This window comes from Spirosoma horti (assembly GCF_054776595.1).
The window spans coordinates 128,701-142,802 of sequence record NZ_BAAHBQ010000006.1; the positions used below are offsets into that span (position 1 = coordinate 128,701).

The following is a 14,102-nucleotide window of genomic DNA, read 5'->3' on the forward strand; positions in this document are numbered from 1 at the left end:
TTGCCGATGGACTTGATAATCAATCATCACCATGAAGATAGCTACTTTTTGAGACCAAGTTCAATTAACCGTTCGTTCAAAAATTCGCCAGCCGTCATATCCACGTATATCTTCGGATGCTGGGCATCGATGCAACTGTCCAGGCTGGTCAAATCCATCTCCGCGCGCGGGTGCATAAAGAAGGGAATCGAATACCTGGACTGATTCATTTTCTCCCGTGGCGGGTTCACCACCTGGTGAATAGTCGATTTCAATTTATGGTTGGTAAGCCGGTCGAGCATATCACCCACGTTCACCACAACCTGGTCGGGCAGGGCCGTAATCCCAATCCATTTACCATCACGTCGGAGCACTTCCAGTCCATCGGCCGACGCCCCCATCAGCAACGTGATTAGGTTAATATCGCCATGCGGAGCAGCCCGTACAGCTCCATCCGGCGTTGTGTCAGGATCAAGAGGGAAGTAGTGTAATGCCCGCAGAATACTGTCGCCGTTTTTTACTTTATCATCGAAATACGTTTCGGGAAGTTCCAGATAAAGCGCAATAGCCCGCAGGAGTTGCTTGCCCGCGTTTTCGAGCGTACGGTAAGCAACCACGGTCGCTTCGCCAAATTCAGGAACCTCTTCGGGTAATACGTTGGCAGGCATATCACCCTCCGGCTCGGGTTGCCCAATGTGGTAGAACTCCTTTAAGTCAGCAACTTTAAATCCTTTTGCCGTTTCCTTACCCTTCCCGATATACCCCCGCTGTCCGTTCAGTTCAGGGTGTTCGTATTTCTGTTTAATCGAATCGGGCGACGAGAAAAAAGCCCTTGCCGACTCATAAAGACGCTTCGTCAGCTCGCTGGTCAAACCATGGTTCCGAATTGCAACAAAGCCAATCTGATTAAATGCCCGGCCTAAATCCTGTACAAATTTCGCTTTTCGCTCGGAATCACCGGATGTAAAATCCGCCAAATCCAGCGATGGTATTTCATTATATAATTCTTCTCCTGCCATGGCATCAACTATTTTCACAAAAATACGTAATGTTAGTAGAGACGCAACCCCTTGCGTTTCCTGTGCCGGATGGTTTTGCTACCGCACAGGAGACGCAAGGGGTTGCCAAACCGGCGGGCCGGTCTCTACCTAGTTAACGATATCAGGCTCCGAAATGCTTGCCGACTTTGTTCCAATCGACTACATTCCAGAAGGCAGTGACGTATTCGGGGCGCCGGTTCTGGTATTTCAGGTAATAGGCGTGTTCCCAGACATCAAGTCCCATTACGGGGGTCCCTTTTTTCTCAGCCAGGGCCATTAGTGGGTTGTCCTGGTTGGGCGTCGAAACGATTTCAACGTCATTGCCATTTTTAATTAACCACACCCAGCCTGACCCGAAACGACCGGTAGCGGCTTTACCCCATTCGGTTTTAAAATTATCGAACGACGTATATTTCTTGTTGATGGCCTCGGCCAGAGCACCCTTTGGTGCGCCCCCCGCGTTAGGACCCATTATATTCCAGAAGAAGGTGTGATTCCAATGCCCGCCCGCATTGTTTCGAACGGCGGGTGGTGTCGTACTGCTCACACTTTTCACCAACGCGTCAATATCCATCTTGGCCATGTCTGTTCCCGCAACGGCTTTATTGAGGTTGTCAACATAGGCTTTGTGGTGTTTATCGTGGTGGATTTCCATAGTCATCTTGTCGATGTGTGGTTCAAGCGCACCTGCGTCATAAGGTAGCGGAGCCAGTTTGAACGGCCCTTCAGCCTGTACTGGCGCAAATCCTAAAGACTGGAAGGCAACTAAACCGGCGGATGCACCGAAGGCCAGTTTCAAAAACTCGGAGCGATTCATGCGAATGTTGGTTTTGGGAAACAAAAAAGCGCCTGTGACCACACAGGTTGTTAAACTGAACAGCCCAGATTGGCGAATGTTCAACAAACCAACGGTCAGAGACGCAAAGAAAGGAGTTTTTTGTATCCGAAATCGAATGGTCCGGCGTTTCGGACGGATCGCTGCAAAAAATTAATCCAGCAACCCGGTTAAAACGCCGGACCACGTACTTCATCGACCATTAATCGTAAGCAATCCGGCTTACTATGCTACGTCCGAGCGTAACTTCATCCGCATATTCGAGGTCGCCCCCGATCGGGATGCCACGTGCGATCGTCGAGATTTTGAAATTGAATGGTTTGAGTTTCTTCTGAAGGTAAAACGCCGTTGTATCCCCTTCCATAGTGGGGCTGATCGCCAGGATGATTTCGCGTACGTGTTCGCCTTCGTCGCTGCGCAACCGGGTAATGAGCGAATCGATCTGCAGATCGCTTGGGCCAATGCCCTCAACGGGTGATATAATACCGCCCAGCACGTGGTAGAGGCCTTTATACTGCGATGTATTCTCGATAGCCAACACGTCGCGGGTATCCTCGACAACACAAATGATCGACTGATCTCGTTTGTTACTGGCGCAAATCATGCATAACTCATGGTCGGATAGGTTATGGCATTTGCGACAATACTTGACTTTAGTACGCATGGCCGTCAGACTCTGGGCCAGCGTCTCGGTTTGTTCTTCATCACGTTTGAGCAGGTGTAACACCAGCCGGAGGGCCGTTTTCTTCCCAATTCCCGGCAGTTTCGACACCTCGTTCACCGCGTCTTCTATAAGTTTAGATGGATACTCCAAAAGAATGATGAATTAGGAATGATAAATGATGACTGGTCGCCAATGCGCTGATGAACCATGAATATTAATCATTCATAACTCATCATTCATCATTAGTTCAAGACTTCAGCCGAAATGCCGCGTCGGCAGATTTCGTTGCGCATTGGCACGAGTTCTTCCCATGAGCCGTTCTTAACGGAACATTTGCCTTTGTAGTGAATGAGCAGTGTACACTGCTCCGCCTGTTCGGCTGTGTGTCCGCAAACGTCAATCAGCGTTTCAATGACATGCTCAAACGTGTTGACTTCGTCGTTGAAGACCACGAGGTTATGGACATCGGTTGCAACAACTTCGTCGAGTACGTCCACACCGGTTTCTTCAAAAGGTTGCATAGGAGATAATATGGTATTTATTTAGCAAATTTACGGCAAAATGGGCACTTTAAAAAACCAGTGCCACGCTATAAAAGAACCCGATTTTGGCCTAAAAAGTTGCCTGATTTTCTATGAATACCACCCTCGCTTTAGTCATTCTGATTGCTTATTTCGGGATGCTGATTGCCGTTTCGTTCTACACCGCCCGAGGAGCTGACACGAATGCTTTTTTTACGGCCAACCGGCAGTCTCCCTGGTGGTTAGTGGCTTTTGGGATGATTGGCACGTCGTTGTCGGGCGTCACCTTTATTTCCGTGCCGGGCGCCGTGGGCAAGATCGGTTTCTCGTATTTTCAAGTCGTGCTGGGCTATATTATCGGCTATATTGTCATTGGGTCCGTTCTGATGCCGCTCTACTACCGGCTGAACCTGATTTCCATTTACGGCTATCTCGAAAAACGGTTTGGCTTTTGGTCGTATAAGGCCGGAGCCGGTTTTTTTCTGCTGGCGCGCACGGTTGGCTCAGCCGTGCGGCTCTATGTTGCTGCCGGTGTCCTTCAAATTGCCCTGTTCACGCCCCTGGGCGTTCCATTTGAGGTATCCGTGCTTATAACCATCGCTTTAATTTGGATTTATACCTTCAAAGGGGGCGTAAAGACAATTATCGTGACCGACACTTTACAGACCGTGTTTCTGGTAACGGCCGTTGTACTAACCATCGTTTTGATTTCGAAGGAGTTAGGCTTCTCATTCGGCGATCTGGTCCGAACGGTGAAGGACAATTCGATGTCGCAGGTGTTTTACTGGGATGCCAACGACCCCAAGAACTTCTTTAAACAGTTCATCTCAGGCGCTTTCATTGCCATTGTCATGACCGGTCTGGATCAGGATTTAATGCAGAAAAACCTGACCTGCAAAAACATCGGCGAAGCCCAGAAAAACATGTTCTGGTTTACGGTTACGCTTGTTTTCGTCAACTTCATGTTTCTGTCACTGGGTGTGCTTTTGTATGTGTATGCTCAACGGGAAGGCATCGCGATTCCCGCCCGCACCGATGACCTATATCCCATGCTCGCGCTGAATCACCTCGGCCTGCTCGTGGGTATTACCTTTCTGTTAGGGATTACGGCCGCCACCTACGCCAGCGCCGATTCGGCCCTAACGGCTCTAACGACCTCATTCTGTGTAGACTTTATGAACGTCGAAAGTAAATCGGAAGCTGAACGTTCCCGAATTAAACACATCGTTCACATTGGCTTTTCCATCCTGTTTTACATCGTCATTATCATTTTCCGGCAAGTCAATAGCAAAGAAGTCATTACGGCTGTTTTTGACATTGCAGGCTACACCTATGGCCCGCTTTTGGGGCTGTATGCCTTCGGAATATTCAGTAAACGCCCGGTTATGGATCGGTTTGTGCCCTGGATTTGCGTGGCCTCGCCCCTGCTCACCTATTATGTCAACGAGCATTCGGCGGCCTGGTTCGGGGGCTATCAGTTTGGCTTCGAACGGCTCCTGCTGAACGGCTTGTTCACGTTTATCGGACTATGGGCCGTATCGAAACCCGTTATCAAAGAAACAGAAGCTGTAGCCGTTTAACCGATCACTGACGCCGGTATAGTTTCGGCACCTTATCAACTAAGGGGAATAAATACAACCAGGATTGTCGCGCTTATTTTCTTCTCCCGTATCTTCGTTGACAACCGATCAGCGGTGATCTCAACTCAGTTATGAAGCCTAGCCCTACCTACCTCATCACGTTCCTTTTGGTCGTTCTGACCGTATCCGTTGCCAGAGCGCAATTCTGTTTTTCGCCTGAACGGCCACAGCTTGGGCAGGTAGTGTCCTTTACGTACTCACCCCAAACGACTCCGCTGGCGGCTGACAGCACGATCGAGGGCCGCTATGTGCGCTATGGTGCTCCCAACGCCATGCAGCTTAGCCAACCAGCAAGTGTTGCATTGACACGCGTAGGCAATGAATATGTGGGTCAACTGGTTCTTCCTAAACGGGACGTGGCTGGACTGATGCTTCTTTTCAGGAACAGTAAACAACCCAAACGGGCCGATCTGAACAAAGGGCAATTATACGTCATTCCGGCTTGCGACCCCACGGGGCGGCCCCTTCCGCACGCAACGGGGGGGCAAGCATCCGTCTTTACACGCAGTCATTTTATTTATGAGGCAGGAGCCAAATATGACCCAAACTGGGTGGTGACGGTGTATGAGCACGAGATTCTACAAAACCCTGATCTTCGTCCACAATATTGGTCAGACCTGCTGGCGGCCCAGGTCAAGCAGCGAAAACCCGGCTACGGTCCGAAAGTAAAAGCAGGCATCGAATCTTACCTGGCCTCCCGCCCAACACCAACAAGCGCTGAACTGACTACGGCGGCCCAATTGTATGAAAGTATGGGCGACTTCCCGAAAGCAAATGCCCTGCGCGAACGGCAGAAGTTAATCGAGCCCACGGGTTCGCTGGTGCAGAAAGACCGATCCATGGCCATTCGGAACGAGTCGGACTGGACCCGGAAGAAAGTGGCTTATCAGGCATTTTTGACGGAATTTCCTACTTCGTCGTATCTGCCCGCCCTGACCGTACTGATGACCGACGGTTACTTTAAAAACAATGACATCAAAGGCCTGGTCACGTTTGTGGAACAACAGCCCGCATCACATATCGATGTACTGATGCTGAATACGATGGCATTTCAATTGGCCGACGAACGGCGTTCCTTACCCGAAGCTGAAGTGCTGATCAAGCGGGCAATGGACATCCTGAAAACGCAGCCCAAACCGAAAACGGCGGTGGGAAACTGGGAAACGGAAAAGCAAACCCGACACCGGCAGTTGGTCAATACCTATGCCCGGGCCTTGGAACAACAGGGTAGATACGCCGAAGCCTATCCAATGTATCAGGAGTTCATCAACCCCGATGATATCGATAACAGTGACCCACGCATTACAGAACGTTATTTTTTGTGCGCTGTCCGAACAAATCATGTGGCTGAAGCCCAGCCAATGGCCGAGGCTGCGGTGCAGATCGGGAAAGCAACGCCCGGCCTTAAAACGACCCTCCGCGACTGGTATGCCAAACAATCCGGTAATACCATGGCCAAAGCGGATACCTATATGACCAATCTGGAAGCCGATCTACGCGCTGATCAGCGGGACGAACTTCGGCAATTACTTATTAACGAACCAGCTCCGTCCTTTTCACTCACCGATTTACAGGGCCGGACCATTTCGTCGTCGGCCTTTAAGGGAAAAGTCATTGTGCTCGATTTCTGGGCAACTTGGTGTGGCCCCTGCATTGCGTCATTTCCGGCCATGCAGCAAGCTCAGACACGATTCCAAAACGACCCGAATGTTCGGTTTTTGTTTGTCAACACGCGCGAAGGTGGCCCCCTGCAACGGGTCCACAACTTCATGAACAGGAATACGTACAACTTCGTAGTACCGCTCGATACGCAGCAGAAAGTGGCGAATGCCTATAAAGTCCAGGGTATACCAACCAAAGTCGTCATTGGTCCAGACGGTCGCGTTCGGTACCGGACCATCGGCTATTCCGGCAACCCTGAAACAACGGTCAATGAACTCAGTATGGTGGTTGAGATGCTAAAAGAAGGAAAATAAGTTAACGGCTTAACAGTGTCAGGTCAAACATGAAACCGGGCAGCACAGGCTCAGCCGGAAGTGTTTGCGTGAAGGGAAGAACGGTTTACGGTTTAGTTACCTATCGACAAAATACCGTATTTGCGTCAAATTAACAAGTTACTTCCAATGACTGTTCGCCTGGCTACGGCTACTGATCTACCCGCGCTGATGCACCTCATCCGCCAAGTTGTTCCTCTAATGCGCAAATCCGGTAATTTCCAGTGGGATGAGCACTACCCTAACCATGCCGTATTCGAAGCGGACATTACCAGGAATCAGCTTTGGGTGGCCATTGTTGATGGATTACTGGCGGGCGTGTCGGCCATCACGGAGGATCAGGAACCCGAGTACGCGCAGGTTGGCTTCGACCTGAGCCAGCGCGCCATTGTAACCCACCGGCTGGCAGTGGACCCGGCTTTCCAGGGGCGGGGTGTAGCCGTTGCATTACTGAACCAGGCCGAACAGGTAGCCATTGAGCGGGGGATTGCCTATCTACGCATCGATACAAACTCAGAGAACCAGGTTACGCAAAAGCTTTTCCCTAAATTGGGTTACCAATATGCGGGCGAGATTACGCTTAGTTTTCGACCAGGGCTACGCTTTCTGGCCTATGAGAAGAAATTGTAGAAAGCGCCTTAAAGAGAACGGCCCGCCAAACACAACATGTTGTATTTGGCGGGCCGTTCTCTTTAATTTTTCCTTAGTTACTCAAAAAGGCGAAGGTTTTTCCCTGATAACGGGGCAAAGACAGGCTATTCCGAATCAAGACAAACGATTGATAAGCGCTTGAGGCCGCAGCTACGTTATCGAGCCAGGCAGGAATATCGCCACCCGGATCGAGTCGACAGGTGTAGGTAACCTGCATCCGTTGTTTAGCTATCGGCCGAACATTCCAAATGGCCAGCCAGTCGGCAATACGCACCGTGTTGGGTTGAGCCGCCACCAGGTTAGGCACACCAACCCCTTTCACTTCCAATACTTTTGAGGCCGGATCCTGCGCAAATGTCAGTTGGACACCCATATCACGATCACTCACCGGCCAGGGCACGGCGGTAACGACATGATAAAATAACTCGGTTTCGCTTACCCGCCGGATCAACCGCGCCGACTTCGTTTTGTAGATCACATTTTTATAATTAGCAATGTCGGACAGCAGCGCCACCAACTGACTCTGCGTACCGGCCATTGTACATTCGACCTTTAGTTCGGTCGACCGGCTACCGGGTATATTGCGCGTATAAACCTGAATCTGATCTTTATCTTTCGCCAAATGCCAGCTTTCCTGCGCCCGTGCTGCTTTCAGGGGGAAACCGAAACTACCGATCAATACTGTCAGATAGCATCCTAACCGAAATAACTTCATAAAGCATTTGCGTCTGTTTGGGCAACATCATTGCCTATCTGTTCACTTGATTAACGTTGCCGTTCTTGTTTTGTTGGATACGGCAAATTACTTAAACACCATTGGATGTCCTTCTTTCGGCACCAGAAACTGGCTTTCTGGAATTTTTGCCACCTGTAATGCTTTCCGTAAGTCATCAGCAGGCTCGGCCAGTCCATCATCTCCCTGCTGGAAGGTGCCAAAGTGAATACCTACAGCCTGGGGCGCCTTCAAATCGATAAATGCCTGCACAGCTCCCGCTGGCGAAACGTGAACGGGAGCCATGAACCACTCGGGTCGGTAGGATCCAATAGGCAGCAAGGCCAGTTTGATTGGCCCCGTTGTTGACCGTTGGGCCTGATCAGCAATCTTTTTAAAATGAGGGCCGTAGCCACTATCACCACAAAAATAAATGGTCCCAAAACTCGTATGAAGAAGATAGCCGCACCAGAGGGTTTCTTCCCGATCACCGATGCCCCGATTGCTAAAGTGCTGAGCCTGCGTGCAGCTTAACAATAGTTTATCATTCACCCGTAACGTGTCGTTCCAGTCGAGTTCATGCGCAATGCGGCCGTCAACCGAGCGGGGCAAATAAGACACGCCGAGGGGGGTCACGAACAGCGGATTATGCGCCTTGACCAGTTTCTTAAGCGTGGGTAAGTCGAGGTGGTCGTAGTGATTATGGCTCAACAGGACCACGTCAATGGGGGGCAACTCCTCTAGTCGAAGCCCCGGCGGCCGTTTACGCTTGATACCCAGCCACGAGGTGGGGCCCACCCGCTCCGACCAGACAGGGTCCGTAAGAATATTCAGTCCCGCCGTTTGAATTAGAAATGTAGAGTGATTGACAAACGTCAAAACCAGGCTATCGCCTTCTACGCGCGTAGCAGGCCGAGCCCCGACAAAAACGTTGGGCTGCTCTGGCCAGGGGCCCTTATCGCGATGGAGCAACCATTTCAACACACCACCCGAGGTACGTTCGGGCATACCCGGATTAAAAAACTTCTTGCCGTTAAAATGATCCGTAATGGGACCTTTATACCGGGGCGCACAGGCCGATATAGTTAAGAACAGGCACGACAGCGTAAGGAACGACAAGGCGGTAGGCATCAGGTACTGAACCATAAGTTTAGTCAAATAGATCAAAACAGCGATAATTGGCCAGACCGGGCAAAAGCACCTTCATGTTCCAGCAACCATTTTTTGCGCCATAATCCACCGGCATAGCCCGTCAGCGAACCATCGGAACCGATAATGCGGTGGCAGGGCACCACGATCCAGAGGGGATTTCGGCCGTTAGCAGCCGCTACTGCCCGAATCGCTTTCTCATCGCCAAGACGTCGGCTTAGGGTCAGATACGAACGTGTTGTCCCAAAGGGAACCTCCCGTAAGGCCTGCCAAACCGTCTGTTGAAAAGCCGTACCAACCGGATTAATTGGAAAGTCGAACGTTTGCCGCTCCCCGGCGAAGTAGGCATTCAACTGATTGACGGCCTGTTCGACCGGCCCTGGCAACGAAATATCTGGCGGGGTTTTATCGGCCGGGACATCCGTACAGGAGATAACAGAAACGCCCTGCTCATCGCCTGTAATGCACACTAAACCCAATGGTGATTCAAAAACGGTGGTCATTTGGCAAACGGTAAGTTTTACCTGGAACAAGGTATCAATATACGGAAAAAGGTGCCCACTGCTCATGCCTGGCCACCTTTTTTACCTGTTATGCGCCTTGTAATTATTTGAGGAATCAGTTTCCAACCAACTTCAGTATCTTACCAGTACCTAAATCACACAGATAAATCTCCTTTTTCTGGTCTTCACCGAAGGCTGAAATAGCCCCAGCCTGCGCCATAAGTTCCTGGGCAGTAGCCGTTTTATTTCCATTTGGCGTTAGCGCCCATAGGCGTCCACTGGCATAATCGGCGAAGATGTATTTTCCACGCAGGGACGGGTTGGCAGATCCACCATACACAACGCCACCCGTGATGGATACGTCCCCCTTGCTGTGGCTGTACTGATAGACAGGTGGAATTAATTCGGCCTCGGGAACGGCATTCTCCTTGGCGTTATAATCAGCATTGGCCTCTTTGATCCGCCAGCCGTAATTACCACCTTTCGTAATGATATCCACTTCTTCAATTTTGTCCTGACCAACGTCTCCCGCCCATAAGCGCCCTTCATCATCGAAGCTGACCCGCCACGGATTACGCAGTCCGTAGGCAAATATCTCTTCCCGATAACCTTTGCTGTTGCCTTTGAATGGGTTGTCGGCCGGAATACCATAATGACCTTTCTCGGTGCTGTTTACATCAACGCGCAGAATTTTACCGAGCCAGCTGCTCTTATTCTGGCCATTATTCTGAGGATCTCCCCCACTACCGCCGTCGCCGGTAGACACGTACAGAAAGCCATCAGGCCCGAACAGAGTCTTACCGCCATTGTGATTCGCATAGGGTTGTGCAAATCGAAACAAGATCACTTCAGAAGCCGGGTCGACCTGCGACGCAGTGGCCGATGAAGCTTTAAAACGGCTGACAACTGTTTCGCGTGGGTTGCTCTTCGTATAGTTGACATAGAAAAAGCCATTCTGTTTGAAATCGGGATGGAAGGCAAGGCCTAACAAACCCATTTCACCACCCGATGCGACTTTGTTGCGAATGTCCAGGTATGTACCGGCCGTGGCCGTATTGGCATCGTTTTCAAAGACCCGAATTTTGCCTTCCTGTTCAATGACAAAGACCCGGTTTGTACCATCGTTGGCATGTGTGTACTCTACAGGCGACGAGAACGTCAATTTTGGATACGCGTTGACAACCCTGGCCGATAAGGTACCTGTATTGGTGCTACCTGTGGAGTCTGGCGTCATTGAGTTCGATTGATTCGATGACTGACAAGCGGCTGCTACTATCCAGGCAACACCCGACGTGGCCGTCAGAGAAATCAAAAACGCAATGATAGTTTTACTGAGCATAATAGGTTGATTCATTAGTTTACCTATTTTTCTCTTACAAATCAGGTTCCAAAAATTAGCGCCGAACTTTGCGGCCCGCTTTTTGTTTAAAAATCAACGAAACCACTGTTTTAAAACGGTCTGATGTACGTTTAAGGCATAGCTGATTAGTGTAGTGTTTCCACAAAACGGGGCAAAAATTCTACCGCATCGGCGGGCCGACGCATCGGCGGTCCGATGCATCGGCGGTCCGACGTCCAATGCTTTAGATCACCGAACGGCTAATGGCCTGCTCTTTCGATTTCGATTCAGATAATGATTAATATGACTACTGAAACCAGTTCCTTTCTCGATCATTTACAGACTCAACGAGCGCGCTATCGCTATAAGCTTCCCTCCCGACCAGATGCCGGGCGTTTTATCGACCAGTTAATGCGGTTGCTTTTTCCGGTTACGCAGGAATGCAAATCCATTTCACAGCATGTCGAAGAGACTTACCAGAATCTGAATGAGCAACTCGTTTGTTTATTACATCCGCTGGAGAAAAACCTGGCTGAAAGTCCGGTCGTCATTACCGAGCGTTTTTTCGAGCAGTTACCTGGTATTTATGACAGCCTGCTGTTCGACGCGCACGCCATCGCGGATAATGATCCGGCAGCCGTTGGTATCGAAGAAGTCGTGGCTGTTTATCCGGGATTTTATACCATTGCGGTCTACCGGATTGCACACGAGTTGCTTAAACTTAATGTACCTCTTCTGCCCCGGATGCTGACGGAATATGCCCACGGCCAGACGGGTATCGATATTCATCCCGGCGCCCAGATCGGCAAATCATTTTTCATTGATCACGGCACAGGGGTAGTCATTGGCGAAACAACAATCATTGGCGATAACGTTAAGATTTATCAGGGTGTAACGCTTGGTGCCACACACGTGGCTAAATCGATGGCTCAGAAAAAGCGCCATCCGACTATCGAAAACAATGTGGTGATCTATGCCAATGCCACCATTCTGGGAGGTTATACGGTCGTGGGACACGACTCCGTCATTGGTGGTAACGTTTGGCTCACGACCAGCGTGGAAGCTCACTCGCTTGTCTTCCACCAGCACCAAACCGATGTCCGGGTGAAATCGCTCGAAGCGGCAGAACCCATTAATTTTGTTATTTAATTTACGTCGATACCCCATTGACGTACAACCCAAAACCCTTCTTCTATGAAAGCTGTCTCCATTCTCGATACGATTGGCAATACTCCTCATGTTCGCATAAACCGTTTATTTCCCGGCTTCGAAGTCTGGTCGAAACTGGAACGGGCAAACCCCGGCGCGAGCATAAAGGACCGGATTGCGCTGGCGATGATCAACGAGGCCGAAGCAAACGGATGGCTAACCTCGGATAGTACGATCATTGAGCCAACCTCGGGTAATACCGGCATCGGGCTGGCCATGGTGGCGGCTGTAAAAGGCTACAAGATCATTCTGGTTATGCCCGAATCGATGAGTGTCGAACGGCGTAAAATTATGGCGGCTTACGGGGCAGAATTCGATTTGACACCCCGCGAAAAAGGCATGAAAGGAGCCATCGAGCGGGCGCATGAGCTGGTTGCCCAGACACCCGGCGCGTGGATGCCCCAACAGTTTGAGAACCAGGCCAATATTGATATTCACGTAAACACAACGGCTCAGGAAATTCTGGCGGACTTCCCCGATGGTTTCGATGTGCTCATTACAGGTGTTGGTACGGGCGGCCATATAACGGCGGTTGGGCAGGTCCTCAAGCAGAAATTCCCGAATCTGAAAGTATACGCTGTAGAGCCTGAGCTTTCCCCAGTCATAAGCGGAGGTTCACCCGGCCCTCATCCTATTCAGGGTATCGGTGCAGGGTTCATCCCAAAAAACTTACATACCGATATCCTGGACGGTGTGATTCAGGTAAGCAAAGACGAAGCCTACGAAATGGCTCGTCGGTCGGCTCGGGAAGAAGGGACATTTATTGGTGTTTCGTCCGGCGCTTCGCTGGCTGCTATCGCCAAGAAATTGCCAGGTCTTGCCCCTGGAAGCCGGATTTTAACATTCTGTTACGACACGGGCGAACGTTATCTCTCCATAGACGGCTTATATTAGACCAATACGTCTATTTACTATTTATCAGTAGACCGAATGAACAACCCGTTTATTCAGTCTACTGCTTCCCTATTGTCTCACAACTCAACCTTATGTTCAGACATTCAGCTACATATCGATTAATCAAAGATACCACATTCATTGTCGCTGGCGTACTTAGTGCCGGCATGGGCATCAAAGGCTTTCTCTTGTCAAGTCATTTTATTGATGGTGGCGTTACGGGCGTTTCGATGCTCCTCGCGTCACTGGTCAGCATACCGCTACCGATCTGGCTTTTGGTTATCAATTTACCTTTTATTGGCCTTGGCTATCGGCAATTTGGCAGGCAGTTTGCGCTTAAAAGTACGCTGGCTATTACGGGGCTGTCCATCAGTCTGGCCGTTATCCCTTACCCGGATGTTACGCCCGATTTATTACTAACAGCTGTTTTTGGCGGCTTTTTCATTGGGGCAGGTATTGGGCTGGCCATGCGCGGGGGAGCCGTTCTGGACGGAACTGAAATTGCAGCGTTACTGATTAGCCGGACCAGTCCGATTTTGAAAGTGAGTGATGTTATCCTGGTCCTCAATGTGCTTATTTTTGGTGCGGCAGCTTTCTTTCTGGGAATAAACCCAGCCCTATACTCCATGATTACGTATTTCGCAGCCTCAAAAACAGTGGATTTCGTTATTCACGGCATTGAAGAATACACGGCCGTTCTGATCATCTCAAAACAAAATGCCTTAATTCGGGAACATATCATTGAAAAAGGCTGGGGTATAACGATCCTCAAAGGTGAGGGTGGCTACGGGAAACACGGAAGCCATCAGGATCTTGACAGTGTCCTTTATACAGTTGTTACCCGACTCGAAATCAGCCGCTTACGAACAATCGTTACTGAAGTAGATCCCAAAGCGTTCATTATTCAGCATAGCGTTGATGATGTGGCGGGGGGCAAAGTCAAAAGTTTGCCCATGCACTGATTCTACACAT

The 14,102-nt window shown here is 50.1% G+C and carries 14 protein-coding genes; 6 read left to right on the forward strand and 8 right to left on the reverse strand.

Going from position 1 to position 14,102, the window contains the following annotated elements; genetic code table 11:
• Positions 1-41 precede the first annotated feature (41 nt).
• From ACYVAM_RS18990 to ACYVAM_RS19005, 4 genes are all read right to left on the reverse strand, one after another.
• On the reverse strand, positions 42-998 hold the full coding sequence (locus ACYVAM_RS18990) for an isopenicillin N synthase family dioxygenase (protein WP_461070841.1): 957 nt from the start codon (positions 996-998) through the stop codon (positions 42-44).
• A gap of 142 nt (positions 999-1,140) precedes the next feature.
• On the reverse strand, positions 1,141-1,836 hold the full coding sequence (locus ACYVAM_RS18995) for a superoxide dismutase (RefSeq protein ID WP_461069870.1): 696 nt from the start codon (positions 1,834-1,836) through the stop codon (positions 1,141-1,143).
• Positions 1,837-2,056: 220 nt separating this feature from the next.
• Positions 2,057-2,668, reverse strand: coding sequence for a recombination mediator RecR (gene recR, locus ACYVAM_RS19000; protein ID WP_461069872.1), 612 nt, complete (start codon positions 2,666-2,668; stop codon positions 2,057-2,059).
• A gap of 92 nt (positions 2,669-2,760) precedes the next feature.
• A complete protein-coding gene (locus ACYVAM_RS19005) occupies positions 2,761-3,039 on the reverse strand; it encodes an ATP-dependent Clp protease adaptor ClpS (protein WP_461069874.1) in 279 nt (92 codons plus the stop codon).
• A gap of 113 nt (positions 3,040-3,152) precedes the next feature.
• Between ACYVAM_RS19005 and ACYVAM_RS19010 the strand changes: the two genes are divergently transcribed.
• The 3 genes from ACYVAM_RS19010 (at position 3,153) to ACYVAM_RS19020 (ending at position 7,303) form a co-directional block, all read left to right on the forward strand.
• Positions 3,153-4,619 carry a sodium:solute symporter gene (locus tag ACYVAM_RS19010; protein ID WP_461069876.1) on the forward strand — a complete coding sequence of 489 codons (1,467 nt, stop codon included), beginning with the start codon at positions 3,153-3,155 and terminating at the stop codon, positions 4,617-4,619.
• Between the two features lie 131 nt (positions 4,620-4,750).
• On the forward strand, positions 4,751-6,655 hold the full coding sequence (locus tag ACYVAM_RS19015) for a redoxin domain-containing protein (protein ID WP_461069878.1): 1,905 nt from the start codon (positions 4,751-4,753) through the stop codon (positions 6,653-6,655).
• 147 nt (positions 6,656-6,802) lie between these two features.
• Complete coding sequence (locus ACYVAM_RS19020; protein WP_461069880.1) at positions 6,803-7,303, forward strand: GNAT family N-acetyltransferase; 501 nt, start codon at positions 6,803-6,805, stop codon at positions 7,301-7,303.
• A 73-nt stretch (positions 7,304-7,376) separates the two neighbouring features.
• Here ACYVAM_RS19020 and ACYVAM_RS19025 read toward each other — a convergent pair whose 3' ends face one another.
• The 4 genes from ACYVAM_RS19025 to ACYVAM_RS19040 form a co-directional block, all read right to left on the reverse strand.
• Positions 7,377-8,039, reverse strand: coding sequence for an SRPBCC family protein (locus tag ACYVAM_RS19025; protein ID WP_461069882.1), 663 nt, complete (start codon positions 8,037-8,039; stop codon positions 7,377-7,379).
• Positions 8,040-8,126: 87 nt separating this feature from the next.
• Positions 8,127-9,182, reverse strand: a complete 1,056-nt coding sequence (locus ACYVAM_RS19030; protein WP_461069884.1) for an MBL fold metallo-hydrolase — start codon at positions 9,180-9,182, stop codon at positions 8,127-8,129.
• Positions 9,183-9,199: 17 nt separating this feature from the next.
• Complete coding sequence (locus tag ACYVAM_RS19035) at positions 9,200-9,688, reverse strand: methylated-DNA--[protein]-cysteine S-methyltransferase (RefSeq protein WP_461069886.1); 489 nt, start codon at positions 9,686-9,688, stop codon at positions 9,200-9,202.
• A gap of 115 nt (positions 9,689-9,803) precedes the next feature.
• The gene (locus ACYVAM_RS19040) at positions 9,804-11,042 is read right to left on the reverse strand and encodes a PQQ-dependent sugar dehydrogenase (RefSeq protein WP_461069888.1); all 1,239 of its coding nucleotides are present in this window, start codon (positions 11,040-11,042) and stop codon (positions 9,804-9,806) included.
• A gap of 288 nt (positions 11,043-11,330) precedes the next feature.
• Between ACYVAM_RS19040 and ACYVAM_RS19045 the strand changes: the two genes are divergently transcribed.
• From ACYVAM_RS19045 to ACYVAM_RS19055, 3 genes are all read left to right on the forward strand, one after another.
• Positions 11,331-12,176: a serine O-acetyltransferase gene (locus ACYVAM_RS19045; protein WP_461069890.1), complete on the forward strand. Its 846-nt coding sequence runs from the start codon at positions 11,331-11,333 to the stop codon at positions 12,174-12,176.
• A 45-nt stretch (positions 12,177-12,221) separates the two neighbouring features.
• Positions 12,222-13,130 carry a cysteine synthase A gene (gene cysK / locus ACYVAM_RS19050; RefSeq protein ID WP_461069892.1) on the forward strand — a complete coding sequence of 303 codons (909 nt, stop codon included), beginning with the start codon at positions 12,222-12,224 and terminating at the stop codon, positions 13,128-13,130.
• Between the two features lie 92 nt (positions 13,131-13,222).
• On the forward strand, positions 13,223-14,092 hold the full coding sequence (locus ACYVAM_RS19055; RefSeq protein WP_461069894.1) for a YitT family protein: 870 nt from the start codon (positions 13,223-13,225) through the stop codon (positions 14,090-14,092).
• Positions 14,093-14,102: the final 10 nt, after the last annotated feature.

Excerpts from the sequence above, each read along its gene's own strand:
- ACYVAM_RS18990 (WP_461070841.1), bottom strand. The coding sequence starts at position 998 with ATGGCAGGAGAAGAATTATATAATGAAATACCATCGCTGGATTTGGCG.
- ACYVAM_RS18995 (WP_461069870.1), bottom strand. The coding sequence starts at position 1,836 with ATGAATCGCTCCGAGTTTTTGAAACTGGCCTTCGGTGCATCCGCCGGT.
- ACYVAM_RS19005 (WP_461069874.1), bottom strand. The coding sequence starts at position 3,039 with ATGCAACCTTTTGAAGAAACCGGTGTGGACGTACTCGACGAAGTTGTT.
- ACYVAM_RS19010 (WP_461069876.1), top strand. The coding sequence starts at position 3,153 with ATGAATACCACCCTCGCTTTAGTCATTCTGATTGCTTATTTCGGGATG.
- ACYVAM_RS19015 (WP_461069878.1), top strand. The coding sequence starts at position 4,751 with ATGAAGCCTAGCCCTACCTACCTCATCACGTTCCTTTTGGTCGTTCTG.
- ACYVAM_RS19020 (WP_461069880.1), top strand. The coding sequence starts at position 6,803 with ATGACTGTTCGCCTGGCTACGGCTACTGATCTACCCGCGCTGATGCAC.
- ACYVAM_RS19025 (WP_461069882.1), bottom strand. The coding sequence starts at position 8,039 with ATGAAGTTATTTCGGTTAGGATGCTATCTGACAGTATTGATCGGTAGT.
- ACYVAM_RS19030 (WP_461069884.1), bottom strand. The coding sequence starts at position 9,182 with ATGGTTCAGTACCTGATGCCTACCGCCTTGTCGTTCCTTACGCTGTCG.
- ACYVAM_RS19035 (WP_461069886.1), bottom strand. The coding sequence starts at position 9,688 with ATGACCACCGTTTTTGAATCACCATTGGGTTTAGTGTGCATTACAGGC.
- ACYVAM_RS19040 (WP_461069888.1), bottom strand. The coding sequence starts at position 11,042 with ATGAATCAACCTATTATGCTCAGTAAAACTATCATTGCGTTTTTGATT.
- ACYVAM_RS19045 (WP_461069890.1), top strand. The coding sequence starts at position 11,331 with ATGACTACTGAAACCAGTTCCTTTCTCGATCATTTACAGACTCAACGA.
- cysK (WP_461069892.1), top strand. The coding sequence starts at position 12,222 with ATGAAAGCTGTCTCCATTCTCGATACGATTGGCAATACTCCTCATGTT.
- ACYVAM_RS19055 (WP_461069894.1), top strand. The coding sequence starts at position 13,223 with ATGTTCAGACATTCAGCTACATATCGATTAATCAAAGATACCACATTC.